This is a genomic window from Actinomyces oris (genome assembly GCF_001937665.1).
In the GTDB taxonomy this organism is placed as follows: Bacteria; Actinomycetota; Actinomycetes; order Actinomycetales; family Actinomycetaceae; genus Actinomyces; species Actinomyces stomatis.
In genome coordinates this window covers 38,308-60,566 of sequence record NZ_MSKL01000017.1, presented here as the reverse complement: position 1 = coordinate 60,566, position 22,259 = coordinate 38,308, and the positions used below count along the sequence as shown (strand labels likewise).

Genomic DNA, 22,259 nt, shown 5'->3' with positions numbered 1-22,259 from the left:
GGGGCGTCACAGGGCACTCATGACGTGCTTGATACGTGTGTAGTCCTCCACGCCGTAGACGGAGAGGTCCTTGCCGTAGCCGGACCGTTTGAAGCCGCCGTGCGGCATCTCCGCGACGAGGGGGATGTGGCAGTTCACCCACACGCAGCCGAAGTCCAGGTCCCTGCTGAATCGCAGGACACGCTGGTGGTCGGTCGTCCAGATGGACGAGGACAGGGCGTAGTCCACGCCGTTGGCCAGGGCCAGGGCGTCGTCGTCGGAGGAGAACTCCTGAACGGTCAGGACCGGCCCGAAGATCTCCTGCTGCACGAGCGCGTCGTCCTGCTTGAGCCCTGAGATGACGGTGGGCGCGTAGTAGTAGCCGCTCTCGCCGACGCGGTGGCCGCCGGTCAGCAGGTGGGAGTGCGCGGGCCGCTCCTCAACGATCTTCTGCACGGAGTCGAAGTGGCGAGCATTGTTGAGGGGACCATAAAAAGCCTCCTCCTCGGGGATCGGACCGGTGCGCAGGGACTCGACGTGACGCACCAACGCGTCGGTGAACTCCTTGGCCACCGAGGCCTCGACCAGGACGCGGGTGGCGGCGGTGCAGTCCTGCCCGGAGTTGAATATCCCTGCGGCGGCGATGCCCTCGGCGGCAGCCTCGATGTCGGCATCGGCGAAGACGACGGCGGGGGCCTTGCCTCCCAGCTCGAGATGGACGCGGGTCACGTTGCCGGCCGCCTGTTCGGCGAGATCCGAGCCCGCGCGCACCGAACCGGTGAGCGCGACCAGCCCGGGCACCGGGTGGGAGCTCATGAGCCGCCCGGTCTCCCCGGTGCCGAGCACCAGGTTGAAGACCCCTGGCGGGAGGATCTCACTGGCGATCTCAGCGAAGACGATGGCGCTCTCGGGCGTGTTGGCACTCGGCTTGAGCACCACCGTGTTGCCTGCGGCCAGAGCGGGCCCGACCTTCCAGATGAGCATCATGAAGGGGTAGTTCCACGGGACGATCTGCCCGACGACGCCGATGGGCTCGCGGCGAATCTGCGAGTTCAGCCCCTCGGCGTACTCCCCCGAGGCGACACCCGACTGGAGACGGGCGGCCCCGGCGAAGAACCGCAGCTGAGAGGCCCCTGTCACGACTTCCTCCGCCCGGATCATCTCGGCGAGCTGACCGGTGTTGCGGCGCTGAGCCTCGACGAGACGGTCGGCGTTGGCCTCCAGGGCGTCGGCGAGCCGGAGCAGGAGCATCTGCCGTTCCGCCGGCGTTGTCAGCCGCCAGCTCTCGAATGCCTTGAGGGCGGCGTCGTAGGCGGCGTCGACATCGGCGGAACCCGAGACCGGGCACTGCGCTACGACCTGTTCCGTTCGAGGATCCACGACGTCGAACGTGGCATCGGTGGCTGCCGGAATAAATTTTCCGTCGATAAAGTTCTGGAGGAGAGGAAGGCTCATGTGAATCACTCTGTTTCTTGGCTTCGGCGGGACGTCGGTGTCGAGGTGAGAAGTTTCGAGAGTCGAAAGAAATGAGACGACTCGGGCCTCTACTGCCCAAGCTCACGCAGGACCGGCGCAGGCCACATCGCCGCTAGCGCCCGACGCGCCACAAGTCCTGTGACAACAACGCGGGCTAAGGTCCTAGGTGACGGCGTAATAGTAAACACACACCACCAGGTATGTCGAACATCACGTTCCACACTTCAAGGAATCGCATCAAAACGCGGAAAAGTCACCCTTGTGCGAGATGACAAACCGTCACTCCGCCCAAAAATGTAACGCAAACCACAAATTCGCCCGCTGCTCGGCATCCTCGATGTCGACGCCGAGTGCCCTCCTCAGGCGCACAAGACGTGCGGGGACGGAGTTTCGATGCACCCCCAGACGCTCGGCGATGCGCTGCACCGCCCCGGCCTCGCTGAGGTAGATCCTCAACAGCTCGAGCAGCTCGGGCTGATCGGCGACGCCCCCGAGGCGAGCGCGGGCGAAGGCTTGGGCCCGCTCCTCGTCCAGGAGGTCCGTGACCGACGGCAGTCCCGAGGTCTCCCAGCGCACCGCCTGTCCGAGCTGCCGAGTTCCGGTGCAGACGGACAGCGCCTGCTGTGCGCCCCGCGGCAGATCAGTGACGCCGACAGGACCGCTGACGCCGATCCGCATCCGCTCCGTCCAGGGCGTGACACTGCCGTCCTCAAGAAGGGAGGGAACGCGCTCGACCTCACCGAGGATCATCAGGCGGGTCCCGCCCCGGTCCGTGCGCCACAGAAGCCGCTCCCCCACCGGAGCCCCCCGACTCTCGACGAGCAGGCGGGCCAGCACTGTGGAGAGCCCGGCAACGTCAGCACTGCCACCCTCGAGGCAGACAACCCGCCACTGATGACCACCACCGGTAGCGGGCACCGATCGCCGCTCCGGAGACGGCAGGCGTGTGAGGATGAGCTCCTGAACCTGGTCCGCCAGCGCCAGCCCCTGCGCGATGTCACCCGCCAGGAGATGCCGGGTGGAGGCCCCCACGAGCTGGAGGAGCCATCCGGTGAAGGCCTTGGAGGACTCGGCGATGAGATTCAGAAACGACCAGGCGAGATCGACCCCCAGGGTCTGAGCGCGCGTGAGCGTCTCGCGCTGAACGGTCGCCAGGTAGCGCTCGGGCTCGCCGGTGATGCCGACCGGGCGGACGACCAGCCGCATGTCGCCGAGGCCGACCGCCCCGGCTCCTCGCATCCCTCCCGGACGGATCCTGTCGATGCACTCGGCGACCTCGTCGTCGATTCCCGTCGCCTCCGGCCCGAAGGGACCGACCACGGTGCGTCCCGTGGCATCCCGCAGGGACACCTCGCCCCGGAGGATTGAGGCCAGAGCGCGCATGATCGCGCTCTGGTTGTCCTTGGCGGCTGCACGCGTCAGCTGTTGCAGGACCAGGGTCTCCTCGTTTCCCGCCCCCTCGGCACCGATCTCAGGCTCGGTGGCCTGAAGCATGGCCCCGACCTCGCGGCTGATGGAGGCGAAGGAGACCTCGAGGGGGACCTCGATGAGATTGAGACGCCCGATCCGGCAGGCCTCGCGCAGGTCCTCGGGCACGGTGTCGAAGGCGATGCCGGTCCCCAGTCCGAGAGCCGCGACTCCCGCCTCGACCAGTGATGCCACGTACTCCCGCCACGTGGCCGCCTCCGCATCGGCCATGACGAGACCCGTGGTGAGAACGAGCTCGCCGCCCTCGAGGTAGGAGGCCGGTTGGAGGAGCTCAGTCGCGACGACCCAGGTGACCGCGGCGTGCGGTGCGGGCAGAAGCACCGCGCGAACTCCCAGGTCCGCTCCATCGATGAGATCCGACACCAACACCATGCCTGGATTCAAACACTGTTCTATGCATCACGCACAGGATTCGCGAGATTTTGTGCATTGGGCTTAGGTGCTCAGACCTAGAGGCGGGCATAACCTGAGACGGAACTCATAGCCGAGCACGTTTCTACGACAACCCGGAGCGCCCTGTTCCGCTGCAGATCTCCGCCCGTCACGACACACTGTGAGGTCCATATGGCAACGCTGCCCCAGACCATTCATCTCGCCACTCCTCTGCCCGGTCCCGAGGCCCGCGCCCTCGACGAACGCGCAGGTACCGCACTCCCACGCGCCCTGACTGCCGCCATGCCGACATTCGCACGGCGTACGGACCGAGGCGTCCTGGAGGACGTGGACGGCAACCGTCTCATCGACTTCGGATCCGGCATCGCGGTGACAACCGTGGGCGGTGCGGCGGCGCCCGTCGTCGCTGCAATCCAGGAGCAGGCCGAGAACCTGACGCACACCTCCTTCGCCGTCACGAGGTACGCCGGATACGTCGAGGTCGCCGAACGCCTGAACGCCCTGACCCCGGGCAGCTTCCCGAAGAAGACCGCGCTGTTCAACTCCGGGGCGGAGGCCGTCGAGAACGCCATCAAGCTCGCACGCAGGCACACCGGCCGCCAGGCAGTGGTCTGCTTCGACCACGCCTTCCACGGACGCACCTCCCTGACCATGGGACTGACGGCCAAGGTCGCCCCCTACAAGGGCGGCTTCGGCCCCTTCTCCCCTGAGCTCTACCGGGTCCCCGGCTCCTACCCGTACCGCGACGGACTGGACGGCGAGGCCGCCGCCGAGCGCACGATCAGTCAGATCGAGAAGCAGGTGGGGGCATCCTCCGTCGCCGCCGTCATCATCGAGCCCATTCAGGGCGAAGGCGGGTTCATCGTGCCGGCGCCCGGCTTCCTCACCGCGCTCCAGCGCTGGTGCCATGACAACGGCGCGGTCTTCATCGCCGATGAGATCCAGTCGGGAATCGCCCGCACCGGGGCGTGGTTCGCCTGCGACCACGAGGGAGTCGTTCCCGACCTGGTGACGACCGCCAAGGGCCTGGCCGGAGGCACCCCCTTGTCGGCGGTCACCGGTTCGGCCGAGATCATGGACTCCGCCGAACCGGGCGCCCTTGGCGGCACCTACTGCGGTAACCCCCTGGCCTGTGCCGCCGCCCTGGCGACCCTGGACATGATCGAGGAGCACGATCTCCTGGGACGGGCCCGCACGATCGGCGAGACCGGCATCCGCCTGATGGAGCAGTGGAAGGCGAAGGACCCCCGCATCGGCGAGGTCCGGGGCAAGGGCGCCATGATGGCTCTCGAGCTCGTCGACCCCGACTCGCAGAAGCCCGATGCCGCACTGACCGCCGCCGTCGCGCAGGCCGCGCGCTCACGCGGTCTGATCCTGCTCACCTGCGGCACCTACGGCAATGTCATCCGCCTCCTGCCACCGGTGACCATGCCGGACGAGCTGTTCGCCGAAGGCATGGAGATCCTCGAGCAGGCGCTCCGAGACCAGCCCTGATCCCCTCTTCCACCCACGTCTTAAGGCCGCACCGGCCCCGGATCACGCTGATCCACCCGACCGACCCAGGAGGTAGCTCCATGCCCTCGACCCCTCACCCCCTCACCGATGCACGGGCGCAGCTCGCCGAGGCGATCCAGTTCCTCGGCTTCGACGACGGAATGCGCCGCATGCTTGAGACCGCCCGTAAAGAGGTGACGGTCGCCATCCCACTGCGACGCGACGACGGCACGATGGAGCTGCATATCGGCCACCGCGTCCAGCACAACATCTCTCGCGGCCCCGCGAAGGGAGGGATCCGTTACTCCCCCAACGTGGACCTCGACGAGGTCCGAGCGCTGGCCATGTGGATGACATGGAAGTGCTCTCTTCTCGATCTGCCCTACGGCGGCGCGAAGGGAGGGGTCCAGGTGGACCCCCGGGCCCACTCGGAACGAGAGCTCGAGCGACTGACCCGCCGCTACACCTCGGAGCTGATCCCCCTGATCGGCCCCGACAAGGACATCCCGGCTCCCGATATGGGGACCGACGAGCAGACCATGGCCTGGATGATGGACACCTACTCGGTGGCCACCGGGCACACGGTTCTAGGAACCGTCACGGGCAAGCCGGTCAACCTCGGCGGGTCACAGGGGCGGGCCGCCGCCACCTCCCGCGGCGTCGTCTACTCCGTCCTCAACGCGATGGAGAGCATCGGAGTGAATCCCTCGCAGGCCACCGCGATCGTTCAGGGCTTCGGCAAAGTCGGTCGCGGCGCTGCCCGCTTCCTCCACGAGGCGGGCGTGAAGGTTCTGGCCGTGGCGGACGTCTACAGCACGATTCGCAACGACAAGGGCATCGACATCCCCGCACTCGAGGCCTTCGTGGATGAGACCGGCACCGTCGACGGGTTCCCCGGCGCGGACCCGATCCCTGCGAGCGAGCTGTTCGCCGTCGCCTGCGACGTCGTTGTTCCTGCAGCGGTCGAAGGGGTCATCACCGAGCAGACCGCGCCATTGATCGACGCCAAGCTGGTCGTTGAGGGCGCCAACGGCCCGACGACACCCACGGCCGACGCGATCCTGGCCGACAAGGGGATCCTGGTCGTACCGGATATCCTCGCCAACGCCGGTGGCGTCATCGTGTCCTACTTCGAGTGGGTACAGGCCAACCAGTCCTACTGGTGGACCGAGAAGGAGGTCAATGAGCGCCTGCGCACCAGGATGGACAAGGCCTGGAACGAGGTCACAGACTTCTCCAGGGAGCACGGACTCTCGCTGCGCACCGCCGCGACGACGATGGCCGTCAAGCGCGTCGCCGAGGCCCACGTCTCCCGCGGTCTCTACCCGTGATGCGTAGCAGGCGACAGTCGATACTCAGGGAGCACAACCATGGCTGACACACGACCCGGCGCGGCAACTGACACAGCGGCGTACACCACCCTCGGAGCCCACCCGGCTCTGGCCGACTACCTGCACAGGATCCGCCCCGAGGAGGGGATGCTCCTGGGCGGGCGGATGACGGCAGCCTCCGACGGCGGAACCTTCGACGTCGTCGACCCCGCCAGCAACGCCGTATTCGCACGCTGCACGGATGCGACTCCGGCGGATGCCGCACGCGCCGTCGACGCCGCCTCCGAGGCGCTGCCTGCCTGGAGCACCACCCCGCCCCGGCAGCGCGCAGAGCTGCTGCGGACCCTGTTCGACCTCATGGTGGGACAGACCGAGGAGCTCGCGGTGCTCATCAGCGCCGAGAACGGCAAGTCCCTGGACGACGCCAGGGCGGAGGTCCTCTACGCGGCGGAGTTCTTCCGATGGTTCTCCGAGGAAGCCGTGCGCACCGAGGGCGGTTTCGGCTCCTCCCCGGCAGGCGGGACCCGGACGATCGTCACGCACCGCCCGATCGGGGTGGTCGCCATGATCACCCCCTGGAACTTCCCGGCGGCGATGGGGACCCGCAAGATCGCCCCGGCCCTGGCCGCCGGGTGCACGGTGGTGCTCCGCCCCGCGTCCCTCACGCCCCTGACAGCGGTGGCACTGGGACATCTGATCCAGCAGGCCGGCGTGCCCGCGGGCGTGGTGAACATCGTGCCCTCGAGCCGTTCCGTGGAGGTCTCGACGACGTGGCTCGAGGACTCCCGGGTCCGAGCCGTCTCCTTCACCGGATCGACCCAGGTCGGTCGTGTGCTCATGAAGCAGGCGGCGGAGAAGGTCCTGGTGTCGTCCATGGAGCTCGGGGGCAACGCACCCTTCGTGGTGGCGGCCGACGCCGATATCGACGCCGCGGTGACGGGCGCCGTCCAGGCCAAGCTCCGAGGCGGGGGCGAAGCCTGTACCGCCGCCAACCGCTTCTACGTCCACCAGGACGTCGCCCAGGAGTTCACCGAGAAGTTCTCCGCCGTCGTCCGCGACCTGAGGGTGGGGCCGGCCCTGGCGGACGAGGCGAACCAGATCGGCCCCCTGGTGACACCGGCTGCCCGCGACAAGATCAACGCCCTGGTGGACGGGGCGGTGGCCGGGGGCGCCGTCGTCCACGCCGAGTCCTCCTGGCCCCAGGAGTCTCCGGGGTCGTTCGTCCCGGTGCGGGTCCTCACGAATGTCGCCCCCGACGCGGAGATCGTGCGCACCGAGATCTTCGGCCCCGTCGCCCCGATCGTCACCTGGGACGACGAGGACGAGCTGCTGACGTGGATCAACGATACGGACTACGGGCTGTCGGGCTACGTCTTCTCCCGCGACCTCGGGTGGGCGCTGCGCCTGGCCGAGCGCATGGAGGTCGGGATGGTCGGCGTCAACCGTGGGCTCGTATCCGATCCCGCTGCCCCCTTCGGGGGCGTCAAGCAGTCCGGTATCGGGCGTGAGGGCGCGCGCGAGGGGATCCGTGAGTTCCAGGAGACTCAGTACTACTCGGTCGCCTGGGGCTGAGGGGCCCGTCCCCGAGCAGTGCTCGACCGCGAGGGTCGATGTCATCGATATACGTGGTGCCCCGGGCCGAGAGCCCGGGGCACCAGTGCGCTGACACTCAGGTCGTCAGTGGTTCAGGAGGCCTTGGGGTAGGCCTTCTGGACGGCCTCGAGCATCTCGAGGGCCGAGTAGTAGTCCAGCCGGAAGGACGAGGGCGGCATGTACTGCACCTTGCCGCCGGTCACCGGGGCCGCCGAGCTGAAGGTCTCGTTGGTGGTGACGGCGTTCTTCGCGGTCTCGTCGGCGGCGATGACGACCCAGTTCTCACCGGTGAGTCCCGCCTGGACGTTCTCCGGCGAGAGCTGGACGATATCCTTGCGATCGCCCATGGACTGATCGCCCTTGACGCTGTCGGGGACAGTGGCGATGGTGAAGCCCAGGTCCTTGAGGAGCTGGACCTGCGGGGCCTCCTCGGTGAAGGCGTTGGCGCCCTTGGTGCCGTCCCCGGGGACTGTGAAGACCGACGTCGCCCCCTTCGGGACGGCGATGGCGCCCTTGGCCTTCTCCGCCTTGGAGGTGTAGTCCTTGATGACGGCGTCGGCCTTGGCCTGGCGGCCGGTGGCCTGGCCCAGGGTCTTGGTGACGTCCTGCCAGGAGTGCGATCCGTAGTCGATGACGAGGACGGGGACCTCGAGCTGGCGCAGGCTCTCCACGACCTTGACGGCCGAGTCCTGCCCCGTCTTGGCGACGATGATGAGGTCGGGGTTGTCGCCGGCGACCGTCTGGGCGAGGTTGTCCTCGGTGCCGTCAATGGCCTTGACGCCCTTGTCGGTGGCCTGCTTGGACCACTGGGTGAAGAAGCCGTTGTCGTCGGTCTTCTCGTCCTTCTTCTTGGCCGGTGTCGAGGCGACCACCGGGGCGTCGAGGGCCAGGAGCGATCCGGTCAGGGTCACGGAGGTGGACACGATGCTCTTGGGCTCGGCCTTGATCTCGACGTCGACGCCGTCGTCCCCCTTGATGGTGACCGGCCAGGTGGCCTTGGTGGAGGCCCCGGCCGAGGCGGCACCGGAGGCCCCGGCCGAGGCTGCGCCGGAAGCCCCTGCGGAGCCGGCGGCGGTGGAGGTGGAGGTCGAGCTGTTGGAGGAGCCGCAGGCCACCAGGCCGGTGCTCAGCACCATGGCTGCTACGGCGAGGAGGCCCTGCCTCAGGCGGCTGGCACGCCGCGAGGATGCGTTCATCTGTCTGTGTTCCTTTCTTGTCCGTCCTGCTGGGAGCGAGCAGTCGGGCTGGTTCCTGCCGAGGCGGGCTCGGCAGAAGGCTGTGGTACCGGACCTCCGGCGAAGTCGCCGGGAGCGGCGGGGGCCGTAGCAGGATCAGGGTCGGCCGGCGTGACCGCGCCCAGGTGACGGGGAACGACCATGGGGGTGCCGGCCACCGGGTCGGGGGCGATGACGGCCGCCAGACCGAAGACCTCCTTGATGAGGTCCTCGGTGAGGATCCTGCGCGGGGAGCCGGTGGTGCGGACCCGGCCGTCGTGCATGACGATCATGTGCTCGGCGCAGCGCGCCGCCTGGTTGAGGTCGTGCAGGACGGCCACCACCGTGCGACCGTCGGCGTTGAGGCGGCGGCACAGCTGGAGGATGTCGACCTGGTGGGCCAGGTCGAGGAAGGTGGTGGGCTCGTCCAGGAGGATCGTCTCGGTGCCCTGGGCCAGGGCCAGGGCGATCCACACGCGCTGGCGCTGACCACCGCTGAGCTCGTCGACGGGGCGGGCGGCCAGATCGGTGACTCCCACCATCTCCATGGCCTCCTCGACGGCCTGCCTGTCCTGCCGCGACCACTGACGGAACAGGCCCTGATGGGGGAAGCGACCACGGGCCACGAGGTCGCGCACCAGCATGCCGCCGGGCACGGTGGCGCTCTGGGGCAGCAGGCCGACCCTGCGGGCGACCTCCTTGGTGCCCAGGCGGGCGATGTCAGCGCCATTGAGGAGAACAACCCCCTTGGTGGGCCGGTGCAACCGGGCCAGGGCGCGCAGCAGCGTGGACTTCCCGCAGGCGTTGGGCCCCACGATGGCGGTGAAGACGCCGGCCGGGACGTCGACGTCGAGGTCACGGGAGACCACGTGGCTCTCGTAAGCGATGGTCGCACCCCGGGCGGCCAGCCGAGCCTCGGAGGCAGCTGGTCCGGCGCCGGCGTTCAGATCGGTGGAGAGCAAGTCGGTCACAGGGATCTCCTTCCGCGCGCAGCCACTGTCAGCGCCACCATGAGGTAGAGACCGCCGACGGCGTTGGTCACCACGCTCACGGGCATCGACTCGAGCACCAGCTGGCTGAGCAGGTCGGCACCCACCAGCAGGAGGCTCCCGGTCAGGCCGCTCACGAGCAGCGGGGACTGAGGGGAGCCGGTGAGGAACCGGGCCAGGTGGGGCGCCACGAGGGCCACGAAGCCAATGGGTCCGGCCGCCATCGTCACCACCGCCACCAGCACGGTGCCCAGCAGGATGAGGAGGGCACTGGCGCGGCGGGTGGGGCTGCCCAGGACGGTGGCCACCTGCTCCCCCAGGCACAGGACCTGCAGGTGCCGGGAGGCCAACAGGGTGAGGACCACGGTGACCCCGATGGCCAGGCAGGTCGGGGCCACCACCGGCCACCGTGCGGCCCCGAGGGTTCCGGTGATGGCCTTGAGGGCGCCCAGACCCTCGTCGTCGTCGACCCGCACCAGCAGCCAGCGGTTGACGGAGACGAGCATGGAGCTGATGGCGATCCCCACGAGGATGAAGCGCAGGCCGGTGAATCCGCCGCGCAGGGAGACGAGGTAGGTCACCGCCCCTACGGCGGCCCCGCCGATGAAGGAGGCCAGGGAGGCGGAGAGCATGGATCCGGGTAGGAGGAGGACACTGACCAGGATCCCGGTCTGCGCACCCGTGCTGAAACCGATGAGGTCGGGTGAGCCCAGGGGGTTGCGGGTGATGGTCTGGAAGACGGCCCCGGCCACGCCCAGGGCCAGGCCCGCCACGAGCCCCAGCACGATCCGGGGCAGCTTCCACTTGACGATGACGACCTGAACGATCCTGCGCCCCTGCCCCTGGAGCGCGTCGATGGCCTCCTGGGTGGAGACGGGGAACTTCCCCAGGCGCAGGGCGGCCACGGCCACTGCGAGGCTGAGCACCAGCAGCATGAGGCCGACGATGACGTGGCGCGGGGTGATGAGCACCGACCAGCGTCCGACGACGATCCACAGGCGTCCGGCGTCGGCCCCCACGTGGAGACCACGGCGCGTGCCGGTGGCGGCGCGGCGACGCGCCGGAGAGGCGGCAGGGCTCAGTCTGATTCCCCTCATGAGTTCCGGTCCTTCATTCGCAGGACCATGAGCAGCAGGACGGGCGAGCCGACGAAGGCCGTCAGCAGACCGACCTGCATCTCGCCGGGGCGGGCCAGGACGCGGCCCAGGACGTCGGCTGCCAGGACGACGACGGGACCGCCCAGTGCGCACAGGGCCACGATCCAGCCCCGGTGGGGCCCCATGAGCCAGGAGGCCGTCAACGGGGCCATGAGTCCGACGAACCCGATGGGGCCGGCCACCGTGGTGGCCGTGGCGCACAGGAGCGTGATGACCACCAGGCTCAGGCCCCGCACGAGGCCGACCCGGGTGCCCAGCGCGGCGGCGACGTCGTCGCCCAGGGCGATGTTGTCCAGCGACCCGGCCAGGAGGAGGGCCGCGCCGGTTCCCAGGACCACGAGGACCGTCATGGGCAGCAGGGGGATGTCGGTGCGGGTCAGGGAGCCGACCTCCCAGTCGATGAAGGTGCGGAACAGGTTCGGCATCATCAGCACGACGCCGCGGATGACCGCCCCGGCGAAGGCCGAGAAGGCGACACCGATGAGCACTAGGCGTACCGGCGAAGAGGTCGAGGCGCCGATCATGCCGATGACCTGGACGAGCGCGGTCGCCACCAGGGCTCCTCCCGCCGCCAGGGCCAGTTGGTCGGTGATCGGGAGCACGCCCAGCGCGGCGGTACCCAGGACGATGCCCAGCGAGGCGCCGGCGTTGACGCCGAGCAGCCCGGGCTCGGCCAGGGGGTTGCGGGTGACGGCCTGCATGACCGCACCGGCCACCGCCAGGGCGGTCCCGACAAGCACGCCGATGATAGTGCGCTGCACACGCAGGACGTTGATGTTGTAGCTGACGTTGGAGGCGTCGGGGTGGAGCAGGTAGTGGGCGACCTGGTCGGCGGGGATCCTGGAGGAGCCGATGAACAGGGAGGCCAGGATGCACAGGGCCAGCAGGATGGCTGCGGTCAGAAGGATGGCCGAACGGCGTACGACCACGCGAGCACTCACCTCCGTCACCCTCTGAGAACGGGGGCGAAGACGGTCTCCGAGGACCTCGATCGGCATCCACTCTCCCCACGCCAGATATGCAAAGGTAAACCTAACCTAAGACGCCGGCTGGGGTCTGTCAAACCTGGACTGGCCTGTCGGTTTAATCATCGCCTCGACTCCACCCAGCAGCATGGGCAAGTTCGAGAACATCCTCCCCACGGAGTACGTCGTCGGTGTATACACTCGGCGTGTAGTTGTGGACATGGAATCCCGACTCACTCTTCTTGGACTGCTCAGCGCCGGGCCGGGTCACGGCTACGACCTCAAGCGCTCCTGGGACCACTGGTTCGCCGCCTCCAAGCCGCTGGCCTATGGTCAGGTCTACGCCACGCTCGCCCGACTGGTGCGCGACGGGCTCATCACGCAGGTCGAGACCGAGCCCGGCGCCGGGCCGGAGCGCAAGCGCTACGAGGTCACCGATGCCGGGCGCCAGAGCGTCGAGCAGTGGCTGCTGACTCCGGTGGCCCCCGCAGGTGACGTCCAGGCCAATATCTTCGCCAAGACCGTCATCGCTCTCATGCTCGACGACGACGCCGGGCGCCTCCTCGACCTCCAGCGCGCCGAGCACATGGCGCGTATGCGCGAGCTGACCCGCCTCAAGCAGGACGGCGACCTGCGCACGGTGCTGCTGGCCGACCATGCCCTGTTCCACATCGAGGCCGACCTGCGCTGGATGGAGACCACTGCGGCCCGCCTGAGCGAGCTGCGTGAGGAGGTGCACTCATGAACGCCACCACCTCCACGGCCGCCGATGTCCTCCCCACGCCAGATCGGGGGGAGGCGGACCCGCCGGACAAGGTCATCATGCGCGCCCGCGGCCTGGAGATGAGCTTCGGGCAGACCCACGCGCTGCGCGGCGTCGACCTGGACGTCGCGGCCGGTGAGGTCCTGGCCGTCACCGGCCCATCGGGCTCGGGCAAGTCCACCCTCCTGCACGTCATGGCCGGGGTGCTCGTGCCCGACACCGGGCGCGTCGACTACCACGGAGCCGACACGACCCAGGACATCGCGGCCCTCGACGAGGCGGCCCGCAGCCGCCTGCGCCTGAAGGAGTTCGGCTTCATCTTCCAATTCGGCCAGCTCCTGCCGGACCTCTCCGCCCTGGACAACGTCACCATCCCCCTGCTCCTGGCGGGCACCCCGCGCCGGCGGGCGCTGGCCCAGGCCCGCGAGACCCTGGGCGAGCTGGGGCTCAGCGAGCACCTGGACAAACGCCCCACCCAGCTCTCGGGCGGGCAGGCGCAGCGGGCCGCCGTCGCGCGAGCGCTGGTGACCAACCCGCGTCTGCTCTTCGCCGACGAGCCCACCGGCTCCCTGGACTCCCTGGCCGCCGAGCGGACCATGGAGGTGCTGCTGAACTCGGTGCACTCCCGAGGCGCCGCCCTGGTCATCATCACCCATGACGCGCGCATCGCCGCCTACGCCGACCAGGAGGTCACCGTGCGCGACGGTCGCATCGGTCCCGGGGCCACACACGCCGTGGTCGGACCAAAGGAGCCCGGGCACGCCGCTACCGGGGGCCGGTCATGAGCCGTATCGCCCTGACCCGGCTGCTCGTCGCCAACGACCGCTCCGCCCGACGCCGCCTGGCCGGGATCGTCGCCGGCGTCATGGTGGGAGTGGTCCTGTTCCTCATGCTGCTGGCCGCCGCCCAGGCCTTCCCCGAGCGCAGCATGCGCTCCAGCTGGGGGTCCACCGCGCTCATGCCCGGCCTTTCCCAGCAGTCGAACCACACCGACTTCCAGCCCGACCACACCCTCACCACCAGCGAGCTGGCAGTCGCCAGCAACGTCGACATCGTCGGCGACAGGCCGATCACGCTTCTACGGGTGGCCCTGCCGGAGTCAGGCACCACCTCAGTGAGGATCCCGGGGGCCGATGTCGTCCCGAAGCGGGGCGAGTACCTGGCCTCGCCGGCCCTGGCCAAGCGCATCTCCTCCCTCCCCGCCGACCAGCTCGGCGACCGCTATGGCAAGCAGGTGGGTGTCCTGGCCCCCGAGGCCGTCGAGGGCCCGGACTCGCTGGTGGCCGTCGTCGGGACGGACCTGGGGACCGTGGCCGCCTCCGAGTTCTACATCCCGCCCCAGGTGGTCACCTCGTTCCAGGGCATCCCCTACGAGAATGAGGCGTATCGGATCGCCACGCTCATCGGTGCCATCGCGGTGCTCGTGCCCGCGCTGCTGCTCGTCGGGATCGTCACGGACCTGGGGGCGGCGCAGAGGGCCGAGCGCTTCGCCACACTGCGCCTCATCGGGGCCACACCGCAGCAGGTGGCCCGCACCGCGGCCCTGGAGATCGGGGCCACCACCTTCGTCGGCGCCCTGGCCGGCGTGGGCCTCTACCTGGTCATGATCCCCGTGGCCGCGCAGATCACGCTGAGGTCCAGTCGCTTCTACTACTCCGACCTGCTGCGCTCACCGGTCAACGCGGTCCTCGCCGTCGTCGTGACCACCGCGGGGGCGGTGGCCGTGGCCTGGTGGCGCACGCGACGGGCCGACCTCGGCCCTCTGGGCGGGTCCCGAGAACGCACCGAGCGCCGCCCGCGCCTCATCTCGTTGGTGCCCGTGATCCTGGGGACTGCGGGGCTGGTCAGCACTCCGGCGGTGGCCCGTCAGGACTCCGATCTGACCATCTACCTGCTGCCCGCCTCCTTCCTGTGCGCGATGCTGGGGCTGCTGTGGGCCGGGCCGGTCCTGACCTGGTGGGTGGCGCAAGGAGGTCGGGCACTGGCCCGCTCGGCGGCGCAGGTCATCGGCTTCAACCGGATCACTCAGCACCCTCGAGCAGTCTTCCGAGCGGTGGCGGGCGTCGTCATCGCCGTCTACGCCATGACGGTGTTCGCCGTCGCCATCACGGCCGCTGCGGGAACCCGTGACGTCACGCAGGGCGGTGGGCACCTGAGCCCCACGACACTCGAGGTGATGCCGACGGTCAGAGACGAGGGCGTACTGGACAGCGCCGTCGACCGGCTCTCCGGCGTACCCGGGGTGACGACGGTCGCCGCGGGGAGGATCCGTGGAGACAGCACGCAGGACAGTCAGGTCATCCTCGAGGCCGACAAGGCCGAGGCACTCGGGGCGCCGCACGTGGCGGCCCCCGATGGCGCGGTGAGCATCAGCACCCGGTGGTTGTATGAGAATGCCGCCGCCTCGCCGTCACCGGTCAGTGCTGGGGAGCTGAAAACCGCCCATGAGCAAGGCGCTCCCGTCCTCCTGGTGGGCACCGACCCGGCCAGCCCCGGAGCAGTCGAGCGGGCCCGCACCGCTCTGGCCACCTCCGGCCTGGCCCCGGGTACCTCCCCGACCTCACCCAGCTCGATTCGGGCCCTCGAGGGCAGTGCCATGGAGAACCAATTCGCCCAGCTCGGTTACATCGGCATCCTCATCGCCGCGGGCATCTCCGCGGTCTCGCTCGGGGTGTCGACGGTGGCGGCGCTGCTGGGGCGCCGGCGGGTCCTCGGCCTGCTGCGACTGGTCGGCATGCCAGCGGCAACGCTGCGCTCCACGGTCTCCTACGAGACGGCGCTGCCGACGGCCACCGCCCTGGCCATGAGCATCGGGCTGGGTTGGCTGACCGCGTGGTCGCTGATCGGTGGGGTATCAGGACGCCGTATCAGCTGGCCCAGCAGCGGCTACTGGTTGGTGCTGGGGGCGTGCCTGGCGCTGGTGGTGGCGGCGACCCTGGCCAGCGCCCGCTACGGCAGGCGGATGCTGGCCGGCACCACCGTCCGATTCGAGTAGCGGCGGTTCATGGTGTCCATATCGGTGACAAAGGCCGCGATCACCCTCAGTTGCGGAAAAGAAAACCGCATGATTCCGCGGTTCCTTTCGGCGGAGTAATGGCCTCGGAGCTCCTTTGTCACAGATTTGGACACGAGTCCCTCCGTCACGTCCGGGCACCGGGGAGAACAACCCCCGGTGCCCGGAGCCGATCTGCGATAGAACATGTCCATGATCGCAGGACGGACCGACACGGCCGCAGGCTCCTCCACCGCAGCCTCCCCGAAGCCGCCGGTCCTCGCGGCACCGGGCCTCGGTCGCCTGCGTGACGGCGCGGCCGATGAACTGGCCGCCGGTGGGATGGTCGAGGATCTGCAGCTGGCCGAGGCGGACCTGAGCGGTTCGGACCTGTCCGCGATCAGCCTGCTGAGCTGCCGGTTCTCGGAGGTCTTCGCCAACGACACCGACCTGGCCGCCGCACGGCTGGTCGACTGTCGCCTGGAGCGCCTGAGTGCCACGTACCTTCACAGCCCGCGCTCCACATGGCGAACGGTGGAGTTGGTCGACTCCCGTATCGGGGCCTGGGAGCTCTACGACGCCGATGTCGAGTCCGTCCTCGTTGAGGACTGCCGTCTGGGCTTCGCCAACCTCGCCGGGACCGCTGTGCGCGACCTCCTCATCCGGGGCACCCGGATCGACGAGCTGGACCTGAGCGGCATCGAAGCAGAGCGGGTCCGCTTCGAGGACTGCCAGGTGGGCACGCTGCGCCTGCGCGGTGGGAGCCTGAGCGATGTCGACCTGCGGAGGCTGGAGATGAGGGTGGTCAGCGGCGTCGACTCCTTGGGTGGGGCGACCGTCAGCGGCGAGCAGCTCACCGAGCTCGCGCCGCTCTTGGCTCAGCACCTGGGGCTGCGGGTCGACGACCAGGACGGCGAGCAGAATCCAATAACAGGGGGTAGGCGAGCATGACGCTACTGACATCCGATGACGTCCTCAACGTGAAGTTCGATAGCACGAGACTCCGTGAGGGATACGTTCAGGACGAGGTCGACGAGTTCCTCGACGAGGTGACCACCACGCTGCGGGGACTCGAGGAGCGCCTTGGAATGGCACCGGGAGCGACTACCGGTTCTCACCAGGAGGCGGAGATACTTCTGACCTCCCAGGACGTCAGGAACATACGGTTCAAGACATCCAAGTTCCGAGAAGGGTACGAGCAGCCGGATGTCGACGCCTTCTTGGATACGGTCGTGGCCACCATGGAGACCATGGAGGCGCGGCTGAACGGCAGTGTCTACGGGGCGGACACGAGTTACGGATCAGCGCCCGGGGCGTACGGGAATGCCGGCTACACCACCGGGGCAGGGACCGTCCCGGGAGGCGGCGGAGCGATGAGCGACCCCCAGTACGCCGAGGCGATCGCCCAGCGGGACCAGTACATCGCCCAGCTCCAGCAGGAGAACGCCTACCTGCGCGCCGAGTTCGAGGCCGCCCAGCACCGCCTGGGGACTACCGGGTTCTAGGCCTGCTGAGGCCCGCCGGGCTGCCATGACAGAACACCGGCCGATCATCACCTGCTCGGAGGCGGCGATGATCGGCCGGCGCGGGAGGCCGAGTATGGGTCAGCTCCGCTTGACCAGCGGGAAGGTGATGGTCTCGCGGATGCCCTGACCGGTGAGCACCATGAGGAGGCGGTCGATGCCCATGCCCATGCCGCCCGACGGCGGGAAGCCCTGCTCCATGGCCACGAGGAAGTCCTCGTCCAGCACCATGGCCTCGGGGTCGCCCTTGGCGGCCGCGAGCGCCTGGGCCTCGAAGCGCTCGCGCTGGACCACGGGGTCGGCGAGCTCGGAGTAGGCGGTGGCGGTCTCGAAGCCGCGCACGTAGAGGTCCCACTTCTCGGTCAGGCCCGGCTTGCTGCGGTGGTAGCGGGTCAGCGGCGAGGTGTCCTCGGGGAAGTCGTAGACGAAGGTGGGCGCCCACAGCTTGTTGCCGACGAGCTCCTCGAAGATGTCCTCGACGACCTTGCCGGCCACGGCGTAGTCGTCGATCTCGAGGCCGATCCTCTCGGCGTAGGCGACCAGCTGCTCGCGCGGGGTCTCCACGGTGATCTCCTCGCCGAGGGCCTCGGAGACGGAGGTGTAGAGGTCGATCTTGTCCCACTCGCCCGACAGGTCGTACTCGGTGCCGTCGGCCAGCGTGACGACCTCCCCGCCCTCGGGCAGGTCGAAGGCGTCGCGGGCCGCCTGCTGGACGAGGTTACGGGTCAGCTCGGCCATGCCGTCGTAGTCGGAGTAGGCCTCGTAGGCCTCCAGGGCCGTGAACTCCGGGGAGTGGGATGAGTCGGCGCCCTCGTTGCGGAAGTTGCGGTTGATCTCGAAGACGCGGTCGACGCCGCCGACCACGGCGCGCTTGAGGTAGATCTCCGTGGCGATGCGCAGGTAGAGATCCATGTCGAAGGCGTTCATGTGGGTGATGAACGGGCGCGCGGCCGCCCCGCCGTGAATGACCTGGAGCATGGGGGTCTCCAGCTCCAGGTAGTCGCGGCGGAAGAAGTTCTCGCGGATGGAGCGCACGACGGCGGCGCGGGTGCGCACCATGTCGCGGGCGGCGGGCCGGGTGAGCAGGTCGAGCTCACGACGGCGCACGCGCTGCTCCTCCGAGAGCGTCACCGCCTCGCCGGCCTCGTTGGTCCAGGTCTTGGGCAGGGGGCGCAGCGCCTTGGAGGCGATCCGCCAGGCGGGGACCTCGACGTCGTTGTCCCCAGCAGAGGCGGCCTCGGCGCCCTCGCGCAGGACCGGCTCGGCCATGACGGACAGCTCGCCGCGGCGCGAGGAGATGACGCGGCCGTGGACGAAGAGGTGGTCGCCCAGGTCGACGTCGGCCTTGAAGGCCGCGAGCGCGGTGTGGCCCTCGGCGGGCAGGGCCTTGGCCGAGAGCATGGCCTGCAGGGTGGTTCCGGCCCCGTCCTGGAGGGTGACGAAGCACAGGCGGCCGGTGTTGCGCAGGAAGACGACACGGCCGGCCACTCCGACGACGTCGTCGGTCTCGTCTCCGGCCTCGAGGTGGGCGTAGCCCTCGCGCACGGCGGCGATGGTGGTGGTGACGGGCACTGAGACCGGGTAGGGGTCCCAGCCCTCGCCGCGCAGGCGCTCGCGCTTGCCTGCGCGGACCTCGAACTGCTCGCCCGGGCCCGGGTCGGCCTTGGGCTGCTTGGGCTGGGCCGATGAATCGTCTGCAGACTTCGGCGACTGGGTGCCGGCGGCGTCGGTGGCGGTCGGGTCAGGGCTGGGGGTGCTCTCGTCTGTCACATGAAGGAGTCTAACGGCGCCGGCCCTCCCCGACCGCCCCCTGGGGACCGACGACGCCCGATCCACCTCCGATCCTGGTCACACCGGGCGGCGGTTCCACCGGTCAGGTCCAGGTGGGCACGACAGCGGCCCCGGTCACGGTTTCCTCTCCCTTCCGGCTGCGGTGCACGGACACGCAGTACTCGGCCGGGAACCAGGTGGGGCCCAGGGCCTCACCCTTGACCGGAACCCGGCTCAGGCGCAGGGCGGTGCCGCGGGCCGTGGGGCGCTGCTCCCACTGGGGTGGTGTGCGAATGAGGAAGGCAGAGAGCAGCCTGGTGTAGTCGGGCCCGAGGTAGCACCACGGGACCGGGATGGAGGGAAGCCCACTCAGGATGACGCCGTCGGCGGCCAGGGACTGGGGCTGCTCGGCTCTGAGGTAGCCGGGCATGACGTCGCCGTCGTAGGAGTGATTCCATCCATCGAGGACCTGCGCCCAGGCCAGGTCGGCGCCGAGCTCGTCGCAGGCCTCGAGCAGCAGCTCGTGGAGGAGGTCCAGGTCGCCGGGGCTGAGGGGTGCCAGCTCGGCCACCCACTCAACCATGTACATGCCGTGAGGATCCTCCTCGAGGCCAAAGAACGTCGCCGTACTGATCGGTGCGGGCCCGGTCAGGAAGACCCCGACGTCATCGACATACCTGCGATCATCGGCGGCCTCGATCGTGGTCTCGCTCAGTGGCAGCATGCGTGCCTGGCCGGTGTACTCGGTGGGGCTCCAGTGCGGGGCCACTCGCCAGATGGCGCGCATCCAGGCCTTGACCGGATCGGGGCAGACGGACTCGCGCACGTAGGCCCGCATCTCGACCACCTGAACGTCCTCGTCAAGCCGCTCCCAGTCCTTCTCGTAGACGTCGGGATTGAAGTGGGGCGCGGACAGGGCTTCCTGCGGCTGTACCACGTGCTCGAAGAACAGGGCCACGACGCCGTCGTTCCAGCGGGCGAGGGTCTGCGCCGACGCCAGGGCCCTCTTGCTGGCCGAGTCGCCTCGGAACCAGCTCTTGGGCCAGGTGAGCCGGTAGCAGTAGGGCAGATCGGGGTAGCCGGAGACCTCCTTGACGTAGTCGACGAAGTCGAGCTGCACGTCCAGAGAGGTCTCCTCCAGCTCGAGGACCAGCAGGTGACCATCGCGGATGCGCAGGTGGGTTCCGTCCCCGTCGTTGCCCTCGACGGTGAGGTCCGGCAGCGCCGCGCGCACACCCTCGATCGTCAGCTCTCGAGTGGTGTAGAGCTCGTAGATGTCCTCGTCCTTGAACTGCCCCAGCATGCTTCCCGACCTTATCGGAGCACGGCGGTGTCGGGGGCGGTTCGGGACGGCCTGGTAGGGCGGCGGCCCGCAGAGCGGTCAGGCGCGGGCCTCGGCCAGGGGGATGCCGGTGGGCCGCAGGCCCTGGAGGCGGGCGACGTCGGAGTCGGCCGGGATCTGGCCGGGGTCGGTGCCACGCTCCACGATCCGGTTGGCCTCGTCAACGAAGACGACCCGGGGCAGGTAGGTGCGGGCCTCGGCGTCGGACATCTGGGAGTAGGCGATGAGGATGACGACGTCGCCGGGGCTGACCAGGTGGGCGGCGGCGCCGTTGACGCAGATCTCCCCCGCGCCGCGCTCGCCGGGGATGACGTAGGTGGACAGGCGGTTGCCGTTGGTGCAGTTGCAGATGTCGACGCGCTCGCCGGGAAGCAGGTCGGCGGCCTCGAGCAGGTCGATGTCCACCGTGATGGAGCCGACGTAGTCGAGGTCGGCCTGGGTCACGGTGGCGCGGTGGATCTTGGACGTCATCATCGTCCGGGTGCGGGAGCTCATCGCCGCACAGCGTAGACGGCGGCGGGCCCGGCGCACTGTACGGTGCGGCACAGGGTGAGCGACCTGACAGGCGCGGTCGGGCCTGAGCGGGGCCAGGCCCCGGCCCGCCGGTTCCCGAGGACGCACCATAGGGCTCCGGGACTGTTCCTCAAGGGTGCGTCCTCGAGGACTCATATGCGTCCTCACGCCGGGCCGGCCCGGTTCGCGGCGCGCCCGGCCCGCGCGAGCCCCTGGCCGAGCGAGGCGGTCAGGGGCGCAGGTCGATGAGGGCGTTGTCGATGAGGCGGGTAGTGCCCACGCGGGCGGCGACGGCGAGTAGGCCCACGGAGGGCAGCCCCTCCCTCGCCGACTCTCTGCGCGGCAGGCCGAGACCGGCGCCGGCCAGGTCCTCGAAGCTGTCCGGGGCGACGAGGGCCACGTAGTCGACCTCGACGCCGTCGGCCGCCTCCAGGGACGCCAGGGCGGCCCGGCGGATGGCAGCGGGATCCGGGCGGGTGCCGGAACCGGCCCCCTGCGCGGCGGCGTCCCGGCCGGCGTGGAGCGCGCGGGACAGGGCCAGGGCCTGGCGGCGCTGCTCAGGGCTGAGGTAGGCGTTGCGTGAGCTCATGGCCAGGCCGTCACTCTCGCGGCGGATGTCGACCGGCACGATCTCCAGCGGGACGGCGAGGTCGCGCACCATGGACTCGATGATCGCCAGCTGTTGGGCGTCCTTGCGGCCGAACAGCGCCCAGCGCGGCATGGTCAGGTGCATGAGGGTGAGCACCACCTGGCAGACGCCGGCGAAGTGGGTGGGGCGGGTACGGCCCTCCAGGACGGTGGCGATGGGACCGGGATCGATGCGCACCGCCGGCTGCCCGGCCGGGTAGATGACCTCCGGGGTGGGGGCGAAGACGATGAGCCGTCCCACGCCCAGGGAGCCGTCGGCGCCGGTGAGGGTCCGGGCGAGGCCGGCCAGGTCGCCCTCGAGGTCACGCGGGTAGGAGTCGAGGTCCTCGGTGGGGGCGAACTGCAGGGGGTTGACGAAGATGGTGACCGCCACTGTGCCGGTCGGCCCGACGCGCCGGGCGGCCTCACGCACGAGATCGAAGTGGCCCTCGTGGAGGGCGCCCATGGTCATGACGACCGCCCGCGGGTCGGGGGACTCGGCCAGGGCGGAGGCGAGGTCGGCTCGGCTGCGGGCGAGGACGGTTGCGGCGCCGGTTGATCGGGGGGCGGGAACGGGCGTCGGTGCGGATTCGGTGCTCACGTGCCCCACGCTAGTCGCCCTGCTGGACGGTGCCGAATCCGCCGGGAGC

General features: G+C 69.5%; 18 protein-coding genes. 8 read left to right on the top strand and 10 right to left on the bottom strand.

All coding sequences use genetic code 11. The annotated features are described in order from the left end of the window. Positions 1-6: 6 nt before the first annotated feature. Complete coding sequence (locus BKH28_RS07180) at positions 7-1,434, bottom strand: aminobutyraldehyde dehydrogenase (protein ID WP_075418151.1); 1,428 nt, start codon at positions 1,432-1,434, stop codon at positions 7-9. A gap of 300 nt (positions 1,435-1,734) precedes the next feature. After that, on the bottom strand, positions 1,735-3,315 hold the full coding sequence (locus tag BKH28_RS07175) for a PucR family transcriptional regulator (RefSeq protein WP_075418150.1): 1,581 nt from the start codon (positions 3,313-3,315) through the stop codon (positions 1,735-1,737). Between the two features lie 192 nt (positions 3,316-3,507). Here BKH28_RS07175 and gabT point away from each other — a divergent pair, with 192 nt between their 5' ends. From gabT to BKH28_RS07160, 3 genes are all read left to right on the top strand, one after another. Further along, positions 3,508-4,830, top strand: coding sequence for a 4-aminobutyrate--2-oxoglutarate transaminase (gene gabT, locus BKH28_RS07170; protein ID WP_075418149.1), 1,323 nt, complete (start codon positions 3,508-3,510; stop codon positions 4,828-4,830). Positions 4,831-4,910: 80 nt separating this feature from the next. After that, positions 4,911-6,161, top strand: coding sequence for a Glu/Leu/Phe/Val family dehydrogenase (locus BKH28_RS07165; RefSeq protein ID WP_010614461.1), 1,251 nt, complete (start codon positions 4,911-4,913; stop codon positions 6,159-6,161). 39 nt (positions 6,162-6,200) lie between these two features. Further along, positions 6,201-7,733 carry an NAD-dependent succinate-semialdehyde dehydrogenase gene (locus tag BKH28_RS07160; RefSeq protein ID WP_075418148.1) on the top strand — a complete coding sequence of 511 codons (1,533 nt, stop codon included), beginning with the start codon at positions 6,201-6,203 and terminating at the stop codon, positions 7,731-7,733. A gap of 113 nt (positions 7,734-7,846) precedes the next feature. Here BKH28_RS07160 and fepB read toward each other — a convergent pair whose 3' ends face one another. Genes fepB through BKH28_RS07140 form a run of 4 tightly spaced genes read right to left on the bottom strand, consistent with a single transcriptional unit; the run spans position 7,847 to position 12,064 of the window. Further along, positions 7,847-8,950 (bottom strand): Fe2+-enterobactin ABC transporter substrate-binding protein, encoded by a 1,104-nt coding sequence (gene fepB, locus BKH28_RS07155; RefSeq protein WP_075418147.1) that lies wholly within the window; start codon positions 8,948-8,950, stop codon positions 7,847-7,849. After that, positions 8,947-9,939 carry an ABC transporter ATP-binding protein gene (locus tag BKH28_RS07150; protein ID WP_075418146.1) on the bottom strand — a complete coding sequence of 331 codons (993 nt, stop codon included), beginning with the start codon at positions 9,937-9,939 and terminating at the stop codon, positions 8,947-8,949. Before BKH28_RS07150 ends, fepB begins: the two co-directional genes overlap by 4 nt. Beyond that, positions 9,936-11,054: a FecCD family ABC transporter permease gene (locus BKH28_RS07145; RefSeq protein ID WP_075418145.1), complete on the bottom strand. Its 1,119-nt coding sequence runs from the start codon at positions 11,052-11,054 to the stop codon at positions 9,936-9,938. The genes BKH28_RS07150 and BKH28_RS07145 overlap by 4 nt, the downstream gene beginning before the upstream one ends. Beyond that, entirely contained in the window at positions 11,051-12,064 is a 1,014-nt protein-coding gene (locus BKH28_RS07140) for a FecCD family ABC transporter permease (RefSeq protein WP_075418174.1), read from the bottom strand. Before BKH28_RS07140 ends, BKH28_RS07145 begins: the two co-directional genes overlap by 4 nt. A gap of 235 nt (positions 12,065-12,299) precedes the next feature. On the opposite strand from BKH28_RS07140, the gene BKH28_RS07135 reads away from it, so the two are divergent. The 5 genes from BKH28_RS07135 (at position 12,300) to BKH28_RS07115 (ending at position 17,339) form a co-directional block, all read left to right on the top strand. Then, positions 12,300-12,824, top strand: coding sequence for a PadR family transcriptional regulator (locus BKH28_RS07135; RefSeq protein ID WP_075418173.1), 525 nt, complete (start codon positions 12,300-12,302; stop codon positions 12,822-12,824). Continuing rightward, positions 12,821-13,627: an ABC transporter ATP-binding protein gene (locus BKH28_RS07130; protein ID WP_075418144.1), complete on the top strand. Its 807-nt coding sequence runs from the start codon at positions 12,821-12,823 to the stop codon at positions 13,625-13,627. The genes BKH28_RS07135 and BKH28_RS07130 overlap by 4 nt, the downstream gene beginning before the upstream one ends. Then, on the top strand, positions 13,624-15,837 hold the full coding sequence (locus BKH28_RS07125; RefSeq protein WP_075418143.1) for an FtsX-like permease family protein: 2,214 nt from the start codon (positions 13,624-13,626) through the stop codon (positions 15,835-15,837). Before BKH28_RS07130 ends, BKH28_RS07125 begins: the two co-directional genes overlap by 4 nt. A gap of 210 nt (positions 15,838-16,047) precedes the next feature. Next, positions 16,048-16,785: a pentapeptide repeat-containing protein gene (locus BKH28_RS07120; RefSeq protein WP_178388846.1), complete on the top strand. Its 738-nt coding sequence runs from the start codon at positions 16,048-16,050 to the stop codon at positions 16,783-16,785. Beyond that, positions 16,782-17,339 (top strand): DivIVA domain-containing protein, encoded by a 558-nt coding sequence (locus BKH28_RS07115; RefSeq protein ID WP_075418141.1) that lies wholly within the window; start codon positions 16,782-16,784, stop codon positions 17,337-17,339. The genes BKH28_RS07120 and BKH28_RS07115 overlap by 4 nt, the downstream gene beginning before the upstream one ends. A 99-nt stretch (positions 17,340-17,438) precedes the next feature. Here BKH28_RS07115 and BKH28_RS07110 read toward each other — a convergent pair whose 3' ends face one another. The 4 genes from BKH28_RS07110 to panC form a co-directional block, all read right to left on the bottom strand. Beyond that, positions 17,439-19,127, bottom strand: a complete 1,689-nt coding sequence (locus BKH28_RS07110; RefSeq protein ID WP_143224096.1) for a lysine--tRNA ligase — start codon at positions 19,125-19,127, stop codon at positions 17,439-17,441. A 103-nt stretch (positions 19,128-19,230) separates the two neighbouring features. Continuing rightward, complete coding sequence (locus BKH28_RS07105; RefSeq protein WP_075418139.1) at positions 19,231-20,430, bottom strand: hypothetical protein; 1,200 nt, start codon at positions 20,428-20,430, stop codon at positions 19,231-19,233. A gap of 78 nt (positions 20,431-20,508) precedes the next feature. Then, positions 20,509-20,964: an aspartate 1-decarboxylase gene (gene panD, locus BKH28_RS07100; protein ID WP_003789149.1), complete on the bottom strand. Its 456-nt coding sequence runs from the start codon at positions 20,962-20,964 to the stop codon at positions 20,509-20,511. Between the two features lie 247 nt (positions 20,965-21,211). Continuing rightward, complete coding sequence (gene panC / locus BKH28_RS07095) at positions 21,212-22,219, bottom strand: pantoate--beta-alanine ligase (protein ID WP_075418138.1); 1,008 nt, start codon at positions 22,217-22,219, stop codon at positions 21,212-21,214. Between the last annotated feature and the right edge of the window lie 40 nt (positions 22,220-22,259).

Coding starts and splice junctions, on each gene's coding strand:
- BKH28_RS07180 (WP_075418151.1), bottom strand. CDS start 1,434: ATGAGCCTTCCTCTCCTCCAGAACTTTATCGACGGAAAATTTATTCCG.
- BKH28_RS07165 (WP_010614461.1), top strand. CDS start 4,911: ATGCCCTCGACCCCTCACCCCCTCACCGATGCACGGGCGCAGCTCGCC.
- BKH28_RS07105 (WP_075418139.1), bottom strand. CDS start 20,430: ATGCTGGGGCAGTTCAAGGACGAGGACATCTACGAGCTCTACACCACT.
- gabT (WP_075418149.1), top strand. CDS start 3,508: ATGGCAACGCTGCCCCAGACCATTCATCTCGCCACTCCTCTGCCCGGT.
- panD (WP_003789149.1), bottom strand. CDS start 20,964: ATGAGCTCCCGCACCCGGACGATGATGACGTCCAAGATCCACCGCGCC.
- BKH28_RS07160 (WP_075418148.1), top strand. CDS start 6,201: ATGGCTGACACACGACCCGGCGCGGCAACTGACACAGCGGCGTACACC.
- fepB (WP_075418147.1), bottom strand. CDS start 8,950: ATGAACGCATCCTCGCGGCGTGCCAGCCGCCTGAGGCAGGGCCTCCTC.
- BKH28_RS07130 (WP_075418144.1), top strand. CDS start 12,821: ATGAACGCCACCACCTCCACGGCCGCCGATGTCCTCCCCACGCCAGAT.
- BKH28_RS07120 (WP_178388846.1), top strand. CDS start 16,048: ATGATCGCAGGACGGACCGACACGGCCGCAGGCTCCTCCACCGCAGCC.
- BKH28_RS07135 (WP_075418173.1), top strand. CDS start 12,300: ATGGAATCCCGACTCACTCTTCTTGGACTGCTCAGCGCCGGGCCGGGT.
- BKH28_RS07125 (WP_075418143.1), top strand. CDS start 13,624: ATGAGCCGTATCGCCCTGACCCGGCTGCTCGTCGCCAACGACCGCTCC.
- BKH28_RS07115 (WP_075418141.1), top strand. CDS start 16,782: ATGACGCTACTGACATCCGATGACGTCCTCAACGTGAAGTTCGATAGC.
- BKH28_RS07145 (WP_075418145.1), bottom strand. CDS start 11,054: ATGAGGGGAATCAGACTGAGCCCTGCCGCCTCTCCGGCGCGTCGCCGC.
- BKH28_RS07175 (WP_075418150.1), bottom strand. CDS start 3,315: ATGGTGTTGGTGTCGGATCTCATCGATGGAGCGGACCTGGGAGTTCGC.